Source organism: Streptomyces fragilis (genome assembly GCF_003112515.1).
Lineage (GTDB): Bacteria > Actinomycetota > Actinomycetes > Streptomycetales > Streptomycetaceae > Streptomyces > Streptomyces fragilis.
The window spans coordinates 267360-286664 of the sequence record NZ_BEVZ01000008.1 but is presented as its reverse complement, the minus strand read 5'-3'; the positions used below and the strand labels follow the sequence as shown (position 1 = coordinate 286664).

17 protein-coding genes are annotated in these 19305 nt (G+C 70.7%); 12 read left to right on the top strand and 5 right to left on the bottom strand.

From position 1 onward, the window contains the following. Positions 1-102: 102 nt before the first annotated feature. From Sfr03f_RS25835 to Sfr03f_RS25825, 3 genes are all read left to right on the top strand, one after another. The gene (locus tag Sfr03f_RS25835; protein WP_108956568.1) at positions 103-1923 is read left to right on the top strand and encodes an acyl-CoA dehydrogenase; all 1821 of its coding nucleotides are present in this window, start codon (positions 103-105) and stop codon (positions 1921-1923) included. 115 nt (positions 1924-2038) lie between these two features. Beyond that, a complete protein-coding gene (locus Sfr03f_RS25830; RefSeq protein ID WP_108956567.1) occupies positions 2039-3334 on the top strand; it encodes a M18 family aminopeptidase in 1296 nt (431 codons plus the stop codon). A gap of 91 nt (positions 3335-3425) precedes the next feature. Then, positions 3426-3647 carry a DUF6458 family protein gene (locus Sfr03f_RS25825; RefSeq protein ID WP_108956566.1) on the top strand — a complete coding sequence of 74 codons (222 nt, stop codon included), beginning with the start codon at positions 3426-3428 and terminating at the stop codon, positions 3645-3647. A 33-nt stretch (positions 3648-3680) separates the two neighbouring features. Here the strand turns inward: Sfr03f_RS25825 and Sfr03f_RS25820 are convergent, their stop codons facing one another. Both Sfr03f_RS25820 and Sfr03f_RS25815 read right to left on the bottom strand, forming a co-directional pair. Next, positions 3681-5504 (bottom strand): NHL domain-containing thioredoxin family protein, encoded by a 1824-nt coding sequence (locus tag Sfr03f_RS25820; protein WP_108956565.1) that lies wholly within the window; start codon positions 5502-5504, stop codon positions 3681-3683. 48 nt (positions 5505-5552) lie between these two features. After that, entirely contained in the window at positions 5553-5801 is a 249-nt protein-coding gene (locus tag Sfr03f_RS25815) for a GntR family transcriptional regulator (protein ID WP_108956564.1), read from the bottom strand. Between the two features lie 112 nt (positions 5802-5913). On the opposite strand from Sfr03f_RS25815, the gene Sfr03f_RS25810 reads away from it, so the two are divergent. The 7 genes from Sfr03f_RS25810 to Sfr03f_RS25775 all read left to right on the top strand — a co-directional run bounded on the left by Sfr03f_RS25810 (position 5914) and on the right by Sfr03f_RS25775 (position 14118). Further along, positions 5914-6192 (top strand): hypothetical protein, encoded by a 279-nt coding sequence (locus Sfr03f_RS25810; RefSeq protein WP_108956563.1) that lies wholly within the window; start codon positions 5914-5916, stop codon positions 6190-6192. 57 nt (positions 6193-6249) lie between these two features. After that, entirely contained in the window at positions 6250-6753 is a 504-nt protein-coding gene (locus Sfr03f_RS25805; RefSeq protein WP_108956562.1) for an LURP-one-related/scramblase family protein, read from the top strand. Positions 6754-6893: 140 nt separating this feature from the next. After that, complete coding sequence (locus tag Sfr03f_RS25800; RefSeq protein ID WP_108956657.1) at positions 6894-7979, top strand: hypothetical protein; 1086 nt, start codon at positions 6894-6896, stop codon at positions 7977-7979. A 281-nt stretch (positions 7980-8260) separates the two neighbouring features. Beyond that, on the top strand, positions 8261-9436 hold the full coding sequence (locus tag Sfr03f_RS25795) for a glutathione-independent formaldehyde dehydrogenase (protein WP_108956561.1): 1176 nt from the start codon (positions 8261-8263) through the stop codon (positions 9434-9436). Positions 9437-9573: 137 nt separating this feature from the next. Further along, positions 9574-10512, top strand: a complete 939-nt coding sequence (locus tag Sfr03f_RS25790; protein ID WP_108956560.1) for an SRPBCC family protein — start codon at positions 9574-9576, stop codon at positions 10510-10512. Beyond that, positions 10509-11684, top strand: a complete 1176-nt coding sequence (locus Sfr03f_RS25785) for a zinc-dependent alcohol dehydrogenase (RefSeq protein WP_108956559.1) — start codon at positions 10509-10511, stop codon at positions 11682-11684. The genes Sfr03f_RS25790 and Sfr03f_RS25785 overlap by 4 nt, the downstream gene beginning before the upstream one ends. A gap of 259 nt (positions 11685-11943) precedes the next feature. Next, entirely contained in the window at positions 11944-14118 is a 2175-nt protein-coding gene (locus Sfr03f_RS25775; RefSeq protein WP_159105733.1) for a YncE family protein, read from the top strand. Between the two features lie 134 nt (positions 14119-14252). On the opposite strand, the gene Sfr03f_RS25770 is transcribed toward Sfr03f_RS25775, so the two are convergent. Beyond that, entirely contained in the window at positions 14253-15056 is an 804-nt protein-coding gene (locus tag Sfr03f_RS25770; RefSeq protein ID WP_108956557.1) for a carbon-nitrogen family hydrolase, read from the bottom strand. Positions 15057-15202: 146 nt separating this feature from the next. On the opposite strand from Sfr03f_RS25770, the gene Sfr03f_RS25765 reads away from it, so the two are divergent. Then, positions 15203-16027 (top strand): maleylpyruvate isomerase family mycothiol-dependent enzyme, encoded by an 825-nt coding sequence (locus Sfr03f_RS25765; RefSeq protein WP_108956556.1) that lies wholly within the window; start codon positions 15203-15205, stop codon positions 16025-16027. Between the two features lie 117 nt (positions 16028-16144). On the opposite strand, the gene Sfr03f_RS25760 is transcribed toward Sfr03f_RS25765, so the two are convergent. Together Sfr03f_RS25760 and Sfr03f_RS25755 are read right to left on the bottom strand one after the other, a co-directional pair. Then, positions 16145-17479 (bottom strand): MFS transporter, encoded by a 1335-nt coding sequence (locus tag Sfr03f_RS25760; protein WP_108956555.1) that lies wholly within the window; start codon positions 17477-17479, stop codon positions 16145-16147. Continuing rightward, positions 17476-18126 (bottom strand): GntR family transcriptional regulator, encoded by a 651-nt coding sequence (locus Sfr03f_RS25755; RefSeq protein WP_108956554.1) that lies wholly within the window; start codon positions 18124-18126, stop codon positions 17476-17478. Before Sfr03f_RS25755 ends, Sfr03f_RS25760 begins: the two co-directional genes overlap by 4 nt. A 222-nt stretch (positions 18127-18348) precedes the next feature. Between Sfr03f_RS25755 and Sfr03f_RS25750 the strand changes: the two genes are divergently transcribed. After that, the gene (locus Sfr03f_RS25750; protein WP_170145156.1) at positions 18349-19275 is read left to right on the top strand and encodes a D-alanyl-D-alanine carboxypeptidase family protein; all 927 of its coding nucleotides are present in this window, start codon (positions 18349-18351) and stop codon (positions 19273-19275) included. The last annotated feature ends 30 nt before the right edge of the window (positions 19276-19305 follow it).

Genomic DNA, 19305 nt, shown 5'->3' with positions numbered 1-19305 from the left:
GCCGCGGGCGGGGTTGCGGCTTATTACCGACGGGTAGCATCATCGTGGTTACCTGCCGGTAGACCGCCGGAATCCGCCACCTGATCCCTTACGGAGCCGTCGATGGGGCACTACAAGTCGAACCTCCGCGACATCGAGTTCAACCTCTTCGAGGTTCTCGGGCGCGACAAGCTGTACGGCACCGGCCCGTTCGCGGAGATGGACGTCGACACCGCTCGCAGCATCCTCGAAGAGGTGACCCGCCTCGCGGAGAACGAGCTGGCCGAGTCCTTCGCCGACGCGGACCGCAACCCCCCGGTGTTCGACCCCACCACCAACACCGCGCCCGTCCCGGCGTCCTTCCGGAAGAGCTACCAGGCCTTCATGGACTCCGAGTACTGGCGCCTCGGCCTCCCCGAGGCGATCGGCGGCACCCCGGCGCCGCGCTCCCTCATCTGGTCGTACGCGGAGCTGCTGCTCGGCTCGAACCCGGCCATCTGGATGTACGCCTCCGGCCCGGCCTTCGCCGGCGTCCTCTTCGACGAGGGCAACGAGGTCCAGAAGAAGATCGCGGAGATCGCCGTCGAGCGTCAGTGGGGCGCCACCATGGTGCTCACCGAGCCCGACGCGGGCTCCGACGTCGGCGCCGGCCGCACCAAGGCGGTCCAGCAGGCCGACGGCTCCTGGCACATCGAGGGCGTCAAGCGCTTCATCACGTCCGGCGAGCACGACATGTCGGAGAACATCCTCCACTACGTGCTCGCGCGCCCCGAGGGCGCCGGCCCCGGCACCAAGGGCCTGTCCCTCTTCCTCGTCCCGAAGTACGAGTTCGACTTCGAGACCGGCGAGCTGGGCGAGCGCAACGGCGTCTACGCCACCAACGTCGAGCACAAGATGGGCCTCAAGGCCTCCAACACCTGCGAGATGACCTTCGGCGACAAGCACCCCGCCAAGGGCTGGCTGGTCGGCGACAAGCACGACGGCATCCGCCAGATGTTCCTCATCATCGAGTTCGCCCGCATGATGGTCGGCACGAAGGCGATCTCCACCCTCTCCACCGGCTACCTCAACGCGCTGGAGTACGCCAAGGAGCGCGTCCAGGGCAACGACCTGGCCGGCGGCAAGGGCTCCCCGAAGGTCACCATCACCCACCACCCCGACGTCCGCCGCTCCCTGCTGACGCAGAAGGCGTACGCCGAGGGCATGCGCGCCCTGGTGATGTACACCGCCTCCGTCCAGGACGCCATCCAGGTCAAGGAGGCCAACGGCGAGGACTCCTCCGCCGAGCACGCCCTCAACGACCTGCTGCTCCCGATCGTCAAGGGCTACGGCTCCGAGAAGGGCTACGAACAGCTCGCCCAGTCCCTGCAGACCTTCGGCGGCTCCGGCTTCCTGCAGGAGTACCCGATCGAGCAGTACATCCGGGACTCCAAGATCGACACCCTCTACGAGGGCACCACGGCGATCCAGGGCCAGGACTTCTTCTTCCGGAAGATCGTCCGCACCGGCGGCGCCCCGCTCACCGCGATCGCCGAGGAGATCAAGGCCTTCATCGGCCAGAACATCGGCGGTGAGGACCTGGCCGCCGCCCGCGAGCAGCTCGGCCGCGCGGCCGGCGAGCTCGAGGCGATCGTCGGCCAGCTGCTGAACGACCTGATGGCCTCCCAGGAGGACGTCAAGAACATCTACAAGGTCGGCCTCAACACCACCGGCCTGCTGATGGCCGCCGGTGACGTGATCGTCGGCTACCTGCTGCTCAAGGGCGCGGCCGTGGCCGTCGAGAAGCTGCAGACCGCCACCGGCAAGGACGTCGCGTTCTACACCGGGAAGATCGCGGCCGCGAAGTTCTTCGCGAAGACCGTCCTGCCGGGCGTCACCTTCGCCCGCAAGGTCGCCCAGAGCGTCGACCTGGACATCATGGAGCTGCCCGAAGAGGCCTTCTGATCCCCAAACGTCCTCGCTCGTCCCGGACGTGTGCGACACGGCAGGGCGGGACGGTGCTCCGGCACCGTCCCGCCCTGCCGTTTCCGGCGCGTCACCTGGTTCTAGGCTGGCTCCCATGAGCGCACCCCTCCGCTTCGACCGCGGCCACACCGACGACCTCATGACCTACCTGGCGGCCTCCCCGTCCCCGTACCACGCCGTGGCGAACGCCGCCGCGAAGCTCCGGGAGGCCGGGTTCCGCGAGTTGTCGGAGACGGACGCCTGGGACGCGTCGGCCGGCGGCCGTTACGTCGTCCGCGGCGGCGCGCTGATCGCCTGGTTCGTGCCCGAGGGCGCGGACCCGCACACCCCGTTCCGCATCGTCGGCGCCCACACCGACTCCCCCAACCTCCGCGTCAAGCCGCTGCCCGACACCGGGTCCCAGGGCTGGCGGCAGGTGGCGGTCGAGGTCTACGGCGGCCCGCTGCTGAACTCCTGGCTCGACCGCGACCTCGGCCTGGCCGGCCGGCTGACCCTGCGCGACGGCACCACCCGCCTGGTCAACGTCGACCGCCCGCTGCTGCGCGTCCCGCAGCTCGCCATCCACATGGACCGCTCCATCCACGCCGACGGCCTCAAGCTGGACCAGCAGCGCCACATGCAGCCGATCTGGGGCCTGGGCGACGACGTCGCCGAGGGCGACCTGATCGCCTTCCTGGAGGACGAGGCCGGCCTGGAGAGCGGCTCGGTCGCCGGCTGGGACCTGATGACCCACTCCGTGGAAGCGCCCGCCTACCTGGGCCGCGACCGCGAACTGCTCGCCGGACCGCGGATGGACAACCTGCTCTCGGTGCACGCCGGGACCGCCGCACTGGCCGCCGTGGCAGCCGTCGACGACCTGCCGTACATCCCGGTGCTCGCCGCCTTCGACCACGAGGAGACCGGCTCGCAGTCCGACACCGGCGCCGACGGCCCGCTGCTCGGCACCGTGCTGGAGCGCTCCGTGCTGGCCCGCGGCGGCTCCCTGGAGGACCGGGCCCGCGCCCTCGCCGGCACCGTCTGCCTGTCCTCCGACACCGGCCACTCGGTGCACCCCAACTACGCGGAGCGGCACGACCCGACGCACCACCCGCGCGCCGGCGGCGGCCCCATCCTCAAGGTGAACGTCAACAACCGCTACGCCACGGACGGTTCGGGCCGCGCGGTGTTCGTCGACGCCTGCGAGCGGGCCGGGGTGCCGTTCCAGTCCTTCGTGTCCAACAACTCGATGCCCTGCGGCACCACCATCGGCCCGATCACCGCCGCCCGCCACGGCATCCGCACCGTCGACATCGGCGTGGCCATCCTGTCGATGCACAGCGCCCGCGAACTGTGCGCCGCCGACGACCCGTTCCTCCTCGCGGGCGCGCTGGCGGCGTTCCTGCGGGGGTAGCGGCAAGGTGGCGGAACCCTTGTGACACATGGGCTGCAGCCGCCCGGGTATCCGGAGTTGACGAAGAATCCTCACGAAGGAGACACAACTCATGGGACTGGGTGGCTGCATCGTCCTGATAGCGGTGGGAGCGATTCTCACCTTCGCCACCGACTGGGAGATGAGCGGCGTCAACGTCGACCTGGTCGGCATCATCCTGATGCTCGTCGGCCTGATCGGCGTGGCGACGTTCACCAGCATCGCGCGGCGCCGCCGCGTCGTCATGCCGCCGACCGCGCCGGTCATCGAGGAGGAGCCCCGCCGCCCGTACTGACGGGGACCGGACTCCTCCTCGCACGGCGCGTCGTTACGCGTCCAGCCCGGCGAGCACCAGCGGCAGACGGCTCACTCCGTCGGCCGTGAGGCGGACCGGGACACCCCAGTCCTGCTGGTGCACGTGGCAGGCGGGGTACTCGTTCGCCGGATCGTCGTCGCACGAGGCGGCCATCGCGGAGACATGGAGCACGCCCTCCGCCACAGCGGGGTTCAGCTCCAGCGCACGGCTCAGATCGGTGTCCGCGCCCTCGCCCGCGAGCAGCAGCTCGGGCGGGGTCGAGGAGACCAGCAGCCGGGTCGACGGCCCGTACCGGGTGTCCAGCTTCTGGCCCGCGGGAGCCTGGAAGATCACGTCCAGCTCCAGCCTTCCCGGGGCCACCTCGGTCGCCGCACGCCGCGTACGGTGCGCGACCGACTCCACCCGCACCGCCTCCTCCGGCAGCCGCAGCCGGGTCAGCCGGTGCCGGGCCGACTCGACGACCACGATGTCCCCGCCCACCAGCACCGCGTCGCTGGGCTCGCGCAGATCGGTGGCGAGCGTGGTGACCTCGCCGGTGGCGGGGTCGAAGCGGCGCAGCGCGTGGTTGTAGGTGTCGCTGACCGCGACCGAACCGTCGGGCAGCGGGGTGACGCCCAGCGGGTGCTGCAGCAGCGCCTGGCCCGCCTCGCCGTCACGGTGGCCGAAGTCGAAGAGCCCGGTGCCGACCGCGGTGTGCACCGCGCCGTCGCCGTCCACCCAGCGCAGCGCGCTGGTCTCGGAGTCGGCGAGCCACAGCCGCTCGCCGTCCGTGGACACCGCGAGGCCCGAGGGCTGCGCGAACCACGCCTCCGCGCCGGGGCCGTCGACCAGGCCCTCGTTGGTCGTGCCGGCGGTCACCTCGACCGTGCCGGCCGCCGGGTCCCACGCCCACAGCTGGTGGACGCCGGCCATCGCGATCCACACCTTGCCCCGCCAGTGGGCGACGTCCCACGGCGAGGAGAGGCTGACCTCACGGGCCGCGCCCGAGGCGGGCTCGCCCTGCATCCACTGCCGCCCGGTGCCGGCCACCGTGGTGACCTCGCCGGTGGCCAGGTCCAGGCGGCGCAGCGCGTGGTTCACGGTGTCCGCGACCACCACGGTGGCGTCGTCCAGCAGCGCGAGACCCTGGGGCTCGCTGAACAGGGCGGTGTCCGGGCCGCCGTCGGCCAGGCCGCGCGAGCCGCCGCCGATGCGGCGCACGACGCTCTCGCCGTCCGCGTCGAGCTCCACCAGCTGGTGCCGGGTGGTGTCGCTGACCAGGAAGTTCCCGCTCGGCAACAGCAGCGCCTTACCGGGGAAGCGGAGGGTGGTCGGCTCCGGCTCCGGGGCCACGTAGGGGCCGTCACCGCGACGCAGGGTGCCCTTCGCCTCGTGCTCGGCCTCCAGCTCCTCCACCAGCTTCTCGATGGCGTGCGCGTGGCCCTCGCCGGCGTGCTGGGCGACGACGTAGCCCTCGGGGTCGATGACGACCAGCGTCGGCCAGGCCCGGACGGCGTACTGCTTCCAGGTGGCCAGCTCCGGGTCGTCCAGCACGGGGTGTTCCACGCCGTACCGCTCGACCGCGTCGACCACGGCCTGGTGCTCGGCCTCGTGGACGAACTTCGGCGAGTGCACGCCGATGATCACCAGGGTGTCCCGGTGCTTCTCCTCCAGCTCCCGCAGCTCGTCCAGGACGTGCAGGCAGTTCACACAGCAGAAGGTCCAGAAATCGAGAACGACAATGCGTCCTCGCAGGTCGGAAAGGGTGTACTGCTTACCGCCCGTGTTCAGCCAGCCGCCCTTGCCGATCAGCTCGGGGGCGCGAACGCGGGCGCGACGGGGCGCGGAGTCGTTCATCCCTCAAGGGTGCCACGGGGGTGTCCGGTGCTTGTGGGCACCGTCCCTTCACTGCCCCGGGGGCTCGTCGGCGACGAAGCTTCCTCGGGCCGGCCGGGTGACCACCAGCCCGGCGTCCCGCAGGATGGCCAGCGCGCGGCGGACGGTCCCCGGGCCGACACCGTAGTGGTGCGTCATCGCCAGCTCCCCCGGCAGACGCGTCCCCGGCGGGTACTCGCCCGACCTGATCTTCGCCTCCAGTATCGAGGCCAGCTGCTCGTAGACGTACTGGGGCGAGTCGGGATTGATCTTGTCCACGCGGTGACCGTATGCGACCGTGCACCACTACGCATTACCCACCACCACTACCCACCACTACCTATTGCCACCATGTGTCGTTGTCACGGCGTACCGACGTGAGGAGCGCACCGTGACGGACGAACCCACACCCTTGCGGCGGCTGCCGTGGACGGAGGACGGGAGGCCGGCGTTCCTGTCGGGGGACGACGGACCCGTCTCGCGGCTCGCGGACGCCGTGGAGGCGCAGCAGCTGGACACCGCCGCCACCGTGCTGGCCCTCGCCCGCGAGACGCTCGCCTCCGGCCGGATGACCCTGCTGGAGGCCACCTGGGTGAACCGCCGCCTCACCGAGTGCCTGCACGACGCCCTGCACGTGGCCGAATCCCGCGGCGCGCGTCTGGGACTGTGACCGCCGTTCGGTCTACCCACCGCGTCCGGAGCCCTCCCGTGGGGAACTCCATCACCCATGAGACTCGTGGTGCGCGAACGCATGGTCGCCGTGGGCGACGACTACTGGATCGAGGACGAGAACGGCAACAAGATCTACCTGGTCGACGGCAAGGCCATGCGGCTGCGGGCCACCTTCGATCTGAAGCACGGCCGCACGGACAAGGTGCTGCTCCGCATCCATCAGAAGGTGGTGGCCCTGCGCGGCACGATGGTGATCGACCGGGACGGCGAGACGCTGGCCACCGTGCGCCGCAAGCGGCTCTCGCTGCTGCGGAACCACTACACGGTCACCATGGCGGACGGCACGGAGCTGAACGTCAGCGGCCGGATCGTCGACCGGGAGTTCGCCGTGGAGCACCGGGGCGAACTCCTCGCGGTGGTCTCCCGCCGCTGGCTCACCCTGCGGGACACCTACGGCATCGACATCGTCCGTGAGGACGCCGACGCGCCGCTGCTGGTCGCGGTGGCGATCTGCGTGATCCAGCTGGCGGAGAAGGACCGCGCGGGCGGGGACGGCTAGGCCGTCCCCTTCAGGTGCCGACGGGGGCCGGCCAAGGGGCGCCGACGTTGTCCCAGGAGCATCCTGGGGGCACGGGCAATCGCTGGGGCAGCCGACGAGAAGGGCCGGTCGTGAGGATGGGGTCACAGGACGTTACGGTCGTGACTCTCCTGGCGGATCCGGACGCGCCGACGGAGGTCGCTCAGCGCGTGGCCCCGGTACTCGCTGCTCGGCTCGCCGACAGGTCGGGCCCGGGGAGACAGTTCGACGTCCAGGTGGTCAGTGAGCCCTTCACCGCGGGGACGGAGGACCTGCCCACGTTGACGCGCCGGATCACGGACCGCGCACGTGCGCAGCACGGGGACATCGTCGTGGCCCTCACCGACCTTCCGTTGCACTCGCACGGGCGCAAGATCGTGGTGGATCTGAGTCATGAACACGGCTGGGCCCTGCTGTCCCTTCCGTCGCTGGGAAGCCTGGGTTTCCACAGAAGGGTCCGGCGGACGGTCGAGGAAATCGTGCTCGGCTTGGCGGGTGCGCGAGCCACTGGAGGTGAGGAGCCCTCTCAGCGGCTTCCACTGGGACGTTCCGCCGGTCGTCTTGCGCCTGTTCGGCCGGACCCGACCGGTGAGGAGGAGACCGCTGACCGCCGGTACGTCGTCAGCGGGCCGCGCGGTTATCTGAGGGTGCTCTTCGGCATGGTTCGCGCCAACCGGCCGTGGCGGTTGGTCCCGGGTCTCTCGAAGGCCCTGGCGGCCGCACTCGCCACAGGAGCGATCGCCACCGTGAACTCCACCCTGTGGAGTCTGGCCGCGTCCCTGGGCACACCACGCCTCGTGATCGCCATGGTCGGTTCCGTCGTTCTCATGATCGGCTGGCTGATCGTGGATGCGCGTCTGTGGCACCGGTCGACGGATCCCTCGCCCGAGGAGAGGAAGAGGACCGTCCTCTACAACGCGTCCACGGTCATGACCGTGGGTATCGGGGTGATCGTCTGCTACGCGGGTTTGCTGGTCGTCAACTTGATGTGGGCGCTCTTCATCCTCAACGACCGAGTCTTCACCTCCATGACACGGACCCCGCTGCAGGCCTCGGAGTACTGGACACTCTCCTGGTTCGTCGCTTCGGTCGCCACGGTGGGTGGCGCGTTGGGATCGGGCTTCGAGAGCGACAAGGCGATCCGGGCAGCCGCCTATTCCAAGCGCGAACAGGAACGTCGCCGCATGCTCGAGCAGGACCAGGATTAGCCGGTGGCCCGGGCCGGCGGGCCGGATGTCGAAGTCCGCCGATCGATCGACGGATGACCGTTTCGCGCCGAAGGCCGACGGGGACCCGGCTGGTGCGTCGCGGGAATGCCGGAGTTCCGTCCGGTGGGCTGACGGCGTCGCCGTTCCGTCCGATCCGGGGGAACGGTCCGCGGAGACGGCCGGAGCCGGCCCCTGCGCACCCACTCCGGGGGTCTGTCGCTCTGTGGGCGGTCTCATCACCGCCGTGCCGGGGTCATGGCGTGGCACCAAGGGAAGTCATCATGAAGGCAGCGGTATATGAAGGTCCGCGAACGGTCACGGTGAAGGACGTACCGGACGCGAAGATCGAGCATCCCTGCGACATCATCGTCAAGATCACCAGTACCAACATCTGCGGTTCGGACCTGCACATGTACGAGGGCCGTACCTCCTTCGAGTCCGGCCGCACCCTGGGACACGAGAACATGGGCCAGGTCGTGGAGGTCGGCTCGGCCGTTCGCAAGGTCCAGGTCGGCGAGTACGTGGTTCTGCCCTTCAACATCGCCTGCGGCTTCTGCAAGCAGTGCGAGCGCGGGCTGACCAACTACTGCCTGACCATGCAGCCGGATCCGTCCCTCGCCGGAGCCGCCTTCGGTTTCGCCGAGATGGGCCCCTATCAGGGCGGCCAGGCGGAGCTGCTGCGTGTGCCCTACGGCGACTTCAACGCGCTGCGTCTGGGCGAGGACGCCGCCGAGCGGCAGACCGACTACGTGATGCTCGCCGACATCTTCCCCACCGGCTATCACGCCACCGAGATGGCCCATGTGAAGCCGGGCGACCAGACCGTCGTCTTCGGGGCCGGCCCCGTCGGGCTCATGGCGACGTATTCCGCCCTCCTCAAGGGCGCCGGCCGCGTCTGGACGGCCGACCACCAGCCCGACCGGCTCCGCAAGGCGGAGGAGCTCGGAGCCATTCCCATCAACACCGCCGAGCAGAACCCGGCAGAGGTCGTCAAGGAGGCCACCCTCGGTCTGGGCGCCGACAACGGGTGCGAGTGCGTCGGCTACCAGGCACACGACCCCCAGGGACACGAGGACGCCAGCCTCACACTCAACGGACTGATCGACTCGGTGAGGTTCACCGGCGACATCGGCGTGGTGGGCGTGTTCCTGCCCCAGGACCCCGGCGGCGCGGAGGCGCAGGGCGAACTGGAGGCACAGGGCAAGGTTCCGATCGACTTCGGCATGATGTGGTTCAAGGGTCAGCACATGGGCACCGGGCAGGCGCCGGTGAAGAAGTACAACCGGGCGCTGCGGGACCTGATCGCCGGCGGGAAGGCGAAGCCGAGCTTCATCGTCTCCCACGATCTCGGCCTGGACGAGGCTCCCACCGCCTACGAGCACTTCGACACCCGCGACGAAGGCTGGACCAAGGTGGTCCTGCATCCCGACGGACACGGCAACGGCCACAAGCAGTAGGACTCCTGAGGCCGCCGGCCCGGCCGTGTCCCCGGACCGGACCGACCGCGTGCCGGCGCCGTCGGTCCCCTCCGTCCGAGCCGGCGGACCGAGGACGCCTTCCTTCCCGTTCACCTCACCGCACGTGGGGAGCACTCATGCAGACAGACATCCGCTCCGCCTCCCGGCTCCGGCACGATCCGCTGGTACGCGGTCTCGGCTGGGCCAGCGCGCTCCTCGGCGTGCCCCAGGTCATCGCCCCGACGGGCTTCGCCCGGACCGTGGGCGTGGACGGCACTCCCCGGCACCGCTCGGCCACGACCGCGGTCGGTGTGCGTGAACTGGCGGCGGCGACCGGGCTGCTGGGGCGGCCGCATCCCGCCTGGCTCTGGGCCCGCGTCGGTGGCGACCTCATGGATCTGGCGATGCTGACCCGGGCCTTGAAGAACCACGACGGTCGCGGCCTCGGCCGCACCGTCGTGGCGACCGCCGGGGTCACCGCCATCACCGCCACCGATGTCTACGCGGCCGTGACCCGCACCCGTAGGAGCACCCCGATGGAACTGACCGCGGCCACCACCGTCACCCAGCCCTCGGACGAGGTGTACGCCCTCTGGAGGGACCTGGAGCGGTTGCCGGACTTCATGGTGCACCTGGACGAGGTGCGCGTCACCGGCCCGCGCACCAGTCACTGGCGGGCCGGCGCGCCGTTCGGCAAGGCGGTCGAATGGGACGCCGAGACCACCCAGGACGTCCCCGGCCGTCTGCTCGCCTGGCGGTCGGTGGACGGTGCCGACATCGCCAACTCCGGGGAGGTGCGCTTCGCGCCTGCCCCCGGTGGCCGGGGCACGGAGATCAAGGTGACCCTGCGCTACGAACTGCCCGGCGGAGCGCTGGGCAGGACCGTGGCGCGCTACTTCGGCGAGGAACCGCACCAGCAACTGGACGACGACCTGCGCCGCTTCAAGCAGATCGCGGAGACCGGTGAGGTCGTCCGCTCCGAGGGCGCCCCCGGCGGCAAGCGGGCACGGGGAGAGTTCCCGCAGCACCCGGCCCGACCGCTGACCGAGGACGAACTGAAGGAGGCCCTGGCATGAAGGCGAACTGCTGGACGGGACGCAACTCGGTCGAGGTGCAGGACGTCCCCGACCCGTCGATCCTGAACAGCCGCGACGTCATCGTGAAGATCACCGCGACGGCGATCTGCGGCTCCGACCTGCACCTGGTCGACGGCTACGTCCCCACCATGGAGAAGGGCGACATCCTGGGACACGAGTTCATGGGAGAGGTCGTCGAGGTCGGCCCCGGCATCAGCGACGGCGGACTGCGCGTCGGTGACCGGATCGTGGTGCCCTTCCCCATTGCCTGCGGGGCTTGCGCGTCCTGCCGCGCGGAGCTGTACTCGTGCTGCGAGAACAGCAACCCCAACGCCGGCGTCTCGGAGGAGCTCTTCGGTCACCCCACCGCCGGCATCTACGGCTACTCCCACCTCACCGGCGGCTTTGCCGGCGGCCAGGCCGAGTACGCCCGGGTGGTGCTCGCCGACGCCAACGCACTCAAGATCGAGTCGGACCTCGGCGACGAGCAGGTGCTGTTCCTGTCCGACATCCTGCCGACCGGGTACATGGGCGCGGACATGTGCGACATCCACGATGGTGATGTCGTCGCGGTCTGGGGCGCCGGTCCGGTCGGCCAGTTCGCCATGGACAGCGCCCGCGTCCTGGGCGCGGACACGGTGATCGCGATCGACAAGGAGAACTACCGGCTCGACATGGCCGCCGCCCAGGGTTACACCACCATCGACTTCGAGGACACCGACGTGCGGTCCGCACTGCTGGAACTCACCGGCGGCCGGGGACCCGACAAGTGCATCGACGCGGTCGGCCTGGAGGCCACACACGGCGCCTCCCACGTTCACCTCTACGACCGCGCCAAGCAGGCGGTCCGCTCCGAGACCGACCGGCCACACGCCCTGCGCCAGGCGATCCTGTCCTGCCGGAGCGGCGGCGTGGTGTCGGTCATCGGCGTTTACGGCGGGTTGATCGACAAGTTTCCGGCGGGTGCCTGGATGAACAGGTCCCTGACCCTGCGCACCGGGCAGTGCCACGTGCAGAAGTACATGGAACCGCTGCTGGGGCTGGTCGAACAGGGCGCGATCGACCCCACCCGGGTCATCACCCACCGGATGCCCTTGGCCGAGGCGCCGACCGGTTACGACCTGTTCAAGAACAAGAAGGACCGCTGCGAGAAGGTCGTCCTCACACCGTGAGGACTGCACGGACACAGTCGAACGACCCGCACGAAACGGCCCGGAAGGGCGGATGCCGCCCTTCCGGGGGAGGTGTGACGAAGGCGCGAGGTTTTCGCGAGGAAACCCGGTTCTCCGTTGTCGCAGGCACGTCATATGCTGCCCTCGGCAGTCGCGCCCCGCGTGCAACCCGCCCCACTCGGAGGGCGGCCCCACGCGTGCGTTGTCGCGCGATCCTCGCGCCCGGCGATCACCGGGTTTTCTGGGGGGTACACCACCTGTGCGCAGGCGCAGCATCTCCACCGCGACGGCTCTGGCCGTCCTCTTCAGCTCGGCGGCACTGACCGTCACCGCGGCCGGCACCGCCTCGGCCGCCGCCTCCGTCGCCACGCCCGGCGGCATCGTGGCCCACGCGGGCCTCCAGCGTGTCTTCGTCGCCGACCGGAGCGGCGGGACCATCACCGCCGCCGACTGGTCCGGCGGATTCATCAAGAAGGTCTCCGGCGTTCCGGGCGTCTCCGGTCTGACGCTCTCCGACGACGGTTCCACCCTCTACGCCGCGGCGGAGGGCAGCCACGAGGTCGTGGCCTTCGACGCGGGCACCCTCGCGGTCACCGACCGCTGGACCATCGACACCACCGAGGGTCCCCGGGGCATCGCCTTCACCGCCGGCAAGGTCTGGTTCAGCTACGGCAACCAGTGGTCCGGCAACCTCGGCTCGATCGACCCGGACTGGACGGCGCCGGAGCCGCCGGTCGAGCCGACCGAGCCTCCCGTGGAGCCCACCGAGCCTCCGGTGGAGCCGACGGAGCCTCCCGTCGAGCCCACCGAGCCGCCGGCCGAGCCCACGACGGAGCCCACCACCGAGCCTTCGGGCGAGCCCGGCACCGAGCCGACCGAGCCCGTCGTGGAGCCCACGACCGAGGTGCCGGCCGAGCCGACCACCGAGCCCGCCGCGGGCGGCTTCTCCACGGCCTCCGAGGAGGACGGCCAGGTCAGGATGGGGCTCTCCCCGCACGGCGGCATGTGGTACTCGCCGGCCGACCTGGACACCGACCCCGCCTCCCCCGGTCTGCTGGCCATGGGCGAGATGGGCATCAGCACCGGTTCCCTCTCGGTGCTGGACGTCTCCTCGGGCGACCCCGAGGTCGTCGCCTACCACAACGGCGACTACTCGCTGAACTACGGCGTCAGCGACGTCGACCTGGTGCCGGGTGGCTCACAGATCCTCGTCAACGGCACCCAGCGGCTGTCGTACGCGAACGGCACGTTCACCACCGCCGGCACGTACTCGGCCGGCGGCCCCAACGCCGAGGTGCACAAGGACGGCACCGTCGCCGCCTTCGGCGGTGAGACCGTCTCCGTCTTCGCGCCGGGCGGCACCAAGCCGCTGCGCACCCTCTCGACCGGCGGCGCCACCGCCGACGTCGCGTGGGCGCCGGACGCCTCCCGGCTGTTCGCGCTGGTCGGCTCGAACGGGACCTACACCCTGAAGGCCTTCACCGGCCCCAAGCTCAACGTCCCGACCCTGACCGTCAGCGCCCCCTCCAAGGGCACCCGGGGCACCAAGCTCACCGTCACCGGCAAGATCACGGCGACCGTGCCGCTGCCGTCCGGGGTGCAGCTGAAGGTCGCGCGCATCGACGTGTCCAGCCCCAGCGGCAAGGCGCTGCCGACCGTGACGGCCAAGGCGGACGGCACGTTCAGCTTCACGGACACGCCTCCGGCCGGCGGTGACGTGGTCTACCGGGTCACGTACTCGGGCGACGCCAAGCACACCTCGGTGGTCAAGTCGGACACCGTGGTCATCCCGCGCTACGCGACCTCGCTGACGCTGAACAACAACGGCAAGGTCTACTCGTACGGCAAGGACGTCACGTTCACCGCCCACCTGGGCACGACGTACACCAACCGCACGGTGGAGATCTGGGCCGACCCCTACGGCTCGGACAAGCCGAAGAAGCTGCTGAAGTCGGGCAAGGTCAACTCCAGCGGCAACATCTCCGCGGTCGTGGACATGAAGCGCGACACCACGGTGACCGCCGTCTTCAAGGGCGACGCCAAGTACGCGTCCAAGACGGTGAAGTCGGTCGGCTACGCCAAGGTCAGCATCTCCAACAGCGTCTCCGGCCACTACAAGACCGGTTACGTCGGCTCGCACAACTACTACTGGTTCCGCAAGACCAAGGACCCGCTCGTCAGCACCACGATGAGCTACTACCCGGGCCGCAGCACCCGTTACGACCTGCAGGTCTACTACGACGGCAAGTGGTACAGCGGTGCCTCGCAGTACTTCGAGCTCAGCAGCACCGGCAAGGTCACGGTGAACCTGGGCGCGGCCGGCGAGGCCGGGATCAAGGCCCGCGTGCGGTCGAACTACATCAACAGCTCGTCCGGCGACAACGTGAACAGCACGACGTACGGCTCCTGGAAGTACCTGTACTTCACCAACTGACGCCCGTCACGCCACGACGCCGCGTCCCGGATCTCCGGGGCGCGGCGTCGTGCTGTCCGGGGAGCCGCCCGCTGTCGGGCGGACGGCGGTCAGGCGGCCCGCGGTCAGGCGGGCGGCGGGCAGACGGCCGGCGGTCAGGCGGCCGGGCGGGGCGGCTTCGGCAGGCCCAGCAGGCGGTCCTTGAGGGCGGGGAACTGCTCGCGCGTCGCGGCGACCCGCGCGGGGTCGAACTCCACGGCGAGGACCTCCTCCTCGGCACCCGCCTCGGCGAGGACCTCGCCCCACGGGTCCACCACGATCGAGTGACCCGCCTGCGGAACTCCGGCGTGCGTGCCCGCCGTTCCACAGGCGAGGACGAAGCACTGGTTCTCGACCGCCCGCGCGCGGGCGAGGAGCGTCCAGTGCGCGCGCCGCCGCTCCGGCCACCCGGCCGGCACCACCAGCGTCTGCGCACCGGCGTCCACCAGTCCGCGGAAGAGCTCGGGGAAACGGAGGTCGTAACAGGTGGCGAGCCCCAGCGTGGTCTCCGGCAGTTCCACGGTGACCAGGTCGCCCCCCGCGCCCATCAGCACGGCCTCGCCCTTGTCGAAGCCGAAGCGGTGGATCTTGCGGTAGGCGGCGGCGAGGTCGCCCGAGGGCGCGTACACCAGCGAGGTGTTGAACAGCGTGCCGTCGTCGGCTCGTTCGGGGATCGACCCGGCGTGCAGCCAGACGCCGGCGTCGCGCGCGGCCTCGGACATGGCCTCGTGGGTGGGCCCCTTCAGCGGCTCGGCCCAGGCGTCGAAGTCGTCGAAGGCGAAGGCCCCGGTGGTCCACAGCTCCGGCAGGACGACCAGGTCCGCCCCGGCCTGCTCGCGCACCAGTGCGGATGCCCGTGCGCGGCGCCGCTCGACCGATTCGCTCCCGTCGACACGCATCTGGAGAAGAGAGGCGCGCACCGTACCACCGCCTTGGCCGTCGAGTTGTCCGCCCAGCTCTACGATCGTCACACGAAAGCTCTGCCGGGGTACCTCCCCGCAGCGTAACTTAGCTTTCCAAGACGCTGGCACTGCCCGAGTTCCAACCGCCCGAGGGGTCCCGTTCCGTGAGTCTGCATCCTGCCCTTCAGCCCTACGCCGACGCCTGGACTCACTCGATCGAGGCGATATCCGAGCTGGTGCAGCCCCTCGTGGAGGGCGAGTGGAACCGGCGGACGCCGTGCCCGGGATGGTCCGTCCGTGACGTCGTCTCCCATGTCATCGGACTGGACTGCGAGATGCTCGGCGACCCCCGGCCGTTCCACTCCCTGCCGCGCGACCTCTATCACGTCACGACCGAGCACCAGCGGTACATGGAGATCCAGGTCGACGTCCGGCGTCACCACACGGCGCCGGAGATGACCAGCGAGCTGGAATACACGGTGATCCGCCGCAACCGGCAGCTGCGCAACGAGAGCCGGCAGCCGGACACGGTGGTGCGCGGTCCCCTCGGGCGGGAGATCACGCTGGAGGAGTCGATGCGCTACCGCGCCTTCGACGTCTGGGTGCACGAGCAGGACCTGCGGGCCGCGCTCGGCGTGCCGGGGAACCTCGACTCGCCGGGCGCCCAGGTGGCGCGCGACCACCTGCTGGACGCGCTGCCGGAGGTGGTCGCCGGGCGGGCGGGCGCGCCGCGCAGCTCGGCCGTGGTGGTGGACGTGCACGGTCCGGTGGAGTTCCTGCGCACGGTGCGGGTCGACATCCGAGGCCGCGGCACGGTGGAGACGGCGCCGGCGCTGGGTCCGGCGGCGACGCTGACGCTCGACTGGGAGACGTACGTGCTGCTGGCCTGCGGCCGGGTGAAGCCGGCGGCGGTGCTCGACCGCGTCAAGCAGGAGGGTGACCTCGACCTGACCGCGGCGATTCTGCACAACTTCACCGTCACCCAGTAGCCGGCCGCGGGAGGAGCGCGGCGGTCCGCCCGGGGCGGCCGCCCGAGCGGCCCTCCGACCGGCCCTCCGACCGGACGCGCCGCCGGCCGTCCCCCGTTCCTGTCGCCGCGCGGCGGCTCACGGTTTGTGTACCGCCGCGACCCGCCCCGGGACCACGACCCGCTCGCGCTCCCGGCGCACCGTCGGCCGCCACAGGCGCACCATCTGCGAGGCGCCGAGCAGCTGCACCGCGAACACCACGCAGAACGCGACCCGGTAGTCGTCGCCCGTGGCGTCGAGCAGGACGCCGATCCCCAGCAGGGTCGTCATCGACGCGGTGAACCCGCCGATGTTGGTGATGCCGGACGCCGTGCCCTGGCGCTCCGCCGGGTTGGCCGGGCGCGAGAAGTCGAACCCGATCATCGACGCCGGTCCGCACGCGCCGAGCACCAGGCACAGCAGCGCGAAGACCGCCAGCGGCGCCCGCCCCGGCCAGGCCAGCAGCACCGCCCACACCACCGCGGTGGCTCCCACCGTGCCGAGGGCGATCGGCATCCGCGCGCCGTGGCGGCGGCCGATGATCTGCCCGTAGACCACGCCGATCATCATGTGGGCCAGCACGATCGCGGTGAGCAGCGTGCCCGCCCGGGCCCGCTCCATCCCCTGGTCCTCGACCAGGAACGGCATGCCCCACAGCAGCAGGAAGACCATGCCGGGGAACTGCGTGGTGAAGTGCGTCCACATGCCCAGCCGGGTCCCCGGCTCCCGCCAGGACTCGGCGATCTGCCTCCGGACGTACGCCACGCCCCGGTGCGGGGCCGGCGCGGTGCCGTGCCCGTCCGGGTGGTCCCTGAGGAAGAGCAGGGTCAGCACCAGCACGACCACGCCGCACAGGGCGCTGCCGACGAACGACGCCGTCCACCCGAACTGGGTGAGCGCCCGGGAGAGGACCAGGGTGGACACCACGTTGCCGCCCTGCCCGATGAGACCGGCGAGCTGCCCGACCAGCGGCCCGCGCCGCGCCGGGAACCAGCGGGCGCCCAGCCGCAGCACGCTGAGGAAGGTGAGCGCGTCGCCGCAGCCGAGGAGCGCGCGGGAGACCAGCGCCATGCCGTACGAGGGCGCCAGCGCGAACCCGAGCTGGCCCAGCGTGAACAGCACGCAGCCGGCGACCAGGACCTTCTTGGTGCCGAACCGGTCGACCAGCAGGCCCACCGGGATCTGCATCGCCGCGTAGACCAGCAGCTGCAGCATGGAGAAGGTCGAGAGGGCGGAGGCGCTGACGTGGAAGCGCTCCACCGCGTCGAGGCCGGCCACGCCCAGCGAGGTGCGGAAGAGGACGGCCACGAAGTAGACGGACAGGCCCACCGCCCAGACGGCGACGGCCCGCGCCCCGCCCGGCGGGTCCAGCGGCGGAAGGGCGTCCCCGGCCCGCGGCGCGTCGGCGGCCCGCGCGGCCGGCTGCTCGCTCATCGGGCCTCTCCACGCGCCAGGTGGGAGAACCAGCTCACGTGTCCGTGCACGACCGCGACCGCACGGTCGGCGTCGCCGGCGCGCAGCGCCTCCAGGATCTCCCCGTGCTCGGCCAGCGTCTTGGCGGCGCGGTCGGGGTGCGAGTGCATCACGGCGACGCCCATCCGCAACTGCCGGTCGCGCAGCTGGTCGTAGAGGTGGGAGAGGATCACGTTCCCGCCGCTGCGGACGATCTCGGCGTGGAAGCAGCGGTCGGTGACCGCCGCGGCGGCGTAGTCGCCGGCGGCGGCCTGCTCGCGCTGCCGCTCCAGCAGTTCCTCCAGGCGGGCGATCAGCTGCGGGGAGGCGGGGACCGCCTTGCGGGCCGCGTGTTCCTCCACCAGCAGCCGGGTCTCCACCACGTCCGCGATCTCCTGGGCGGTGACCGGCAGGACCAGCGCGCCCTTCTTCGGGTAGAGCTTGAGCAGCCCCTCCACCTCGAGCCGCAGCAGCGCCTCCCGCACCGGGGTGCGCGACACCCCCACCGCCTCGGCGAGTTCGCCCTCGGTGAGGAGGCTGCCCCCCTCGTACGTCCGGTCAAGGACTGCCTGCTTGACGTGGGCGTACACCCGCTCGGCGGCGGGCGGCTGCTTCAACGGCACGGTCATGCGAACAGCATAGATACAAGTAAGGCGCATCCTTCGCCCGCATCCGGCATGCGGACGGACGGCTCCCCGCCACCGGTCACCGGGAATCCAGAAAATTCACCCCCGTCCCCGGCGCAACCCTTGGCCCCCGCCGGTCGTCGGACATCACGCACCGCCGTATCCCGCGGCGGCGCCCTGCCCCGGGGACAGTTCAGGGGCACATCACATCCGGGGGTTCCCTACGTGAAGACCGGCATCAGGAGCCGTCGCCCGCGCAGAGCCGTGGTCTCGCTCGTCACCGGGGGCGCGATGCTCCTCGGCGGGACGCTCGCCTCGGCGCCCGCGCATGCCGCCGCCGCGCCGCCGCTGAAGAAGGTGGCCTCGCCGTCCATCGCCGCCAAGGGCGGCTTCGTGATGGAGACCGAGTTCGGGCGCACCACCTACAGCAAGAGCGCCGACACCAAGCGGCCCACCGGCTCCACCACCAAGATCATGACCGCCAAGGTGGTGCTCAGCCAGTCGAACCTGAACCTCGACGCCAAGGTGACCATCGCCCAGGACTACCGGAACTACATCGTCAACAAGGGCGCCTCCACGGCGAACCTGGTGGTCGGCGACAAGGTGACCGTCCGGCAGCTGCTCTACGGGCTGATGCTGCCGTCGGGCTGCGACGCGGCCTACGCGCTGGCCGACAAGTTCGGCACCGGCACGACGCGGTCGGCGCGGGTGAAGTCGTTCATCGGCAAGATGAACTCCACCGCCAAGAGCCTCGGCATGACGAACACGCACTTCGACTCGTTCGACGGCATCAGCAACGGGTCGAACTACTCGACGCCGCGGGACCTGACCAAGCTGGCCCGCAGCGCGATGAACAACACGACCTTCCGCACCGTGGTGAAGACGAAGTCGTACACCGCGAAGACGGTCACCAAGAGCGGCTCCACCCGCACCATGGGCACCTGGAAGAACACCAACCCGCTGCTCAGCAGCTACAGCGGAGCCACCGGTGTGAAGACGGGCTCGGGCCAGGTCGCCGGCTACTGCCTGGTGTTCGCGGCCACCCGCAACGGGAAGACGGTGATCGGCACGGTGCTGGCCTCGACCTCGTCGTCCCAGCGCACCACCGACGCGACCCGCCTGCTCAACCACGGCTTCGCCCGCATCGGCTGAGCCGCCCGAACCGCTCGGACACGGGACGGG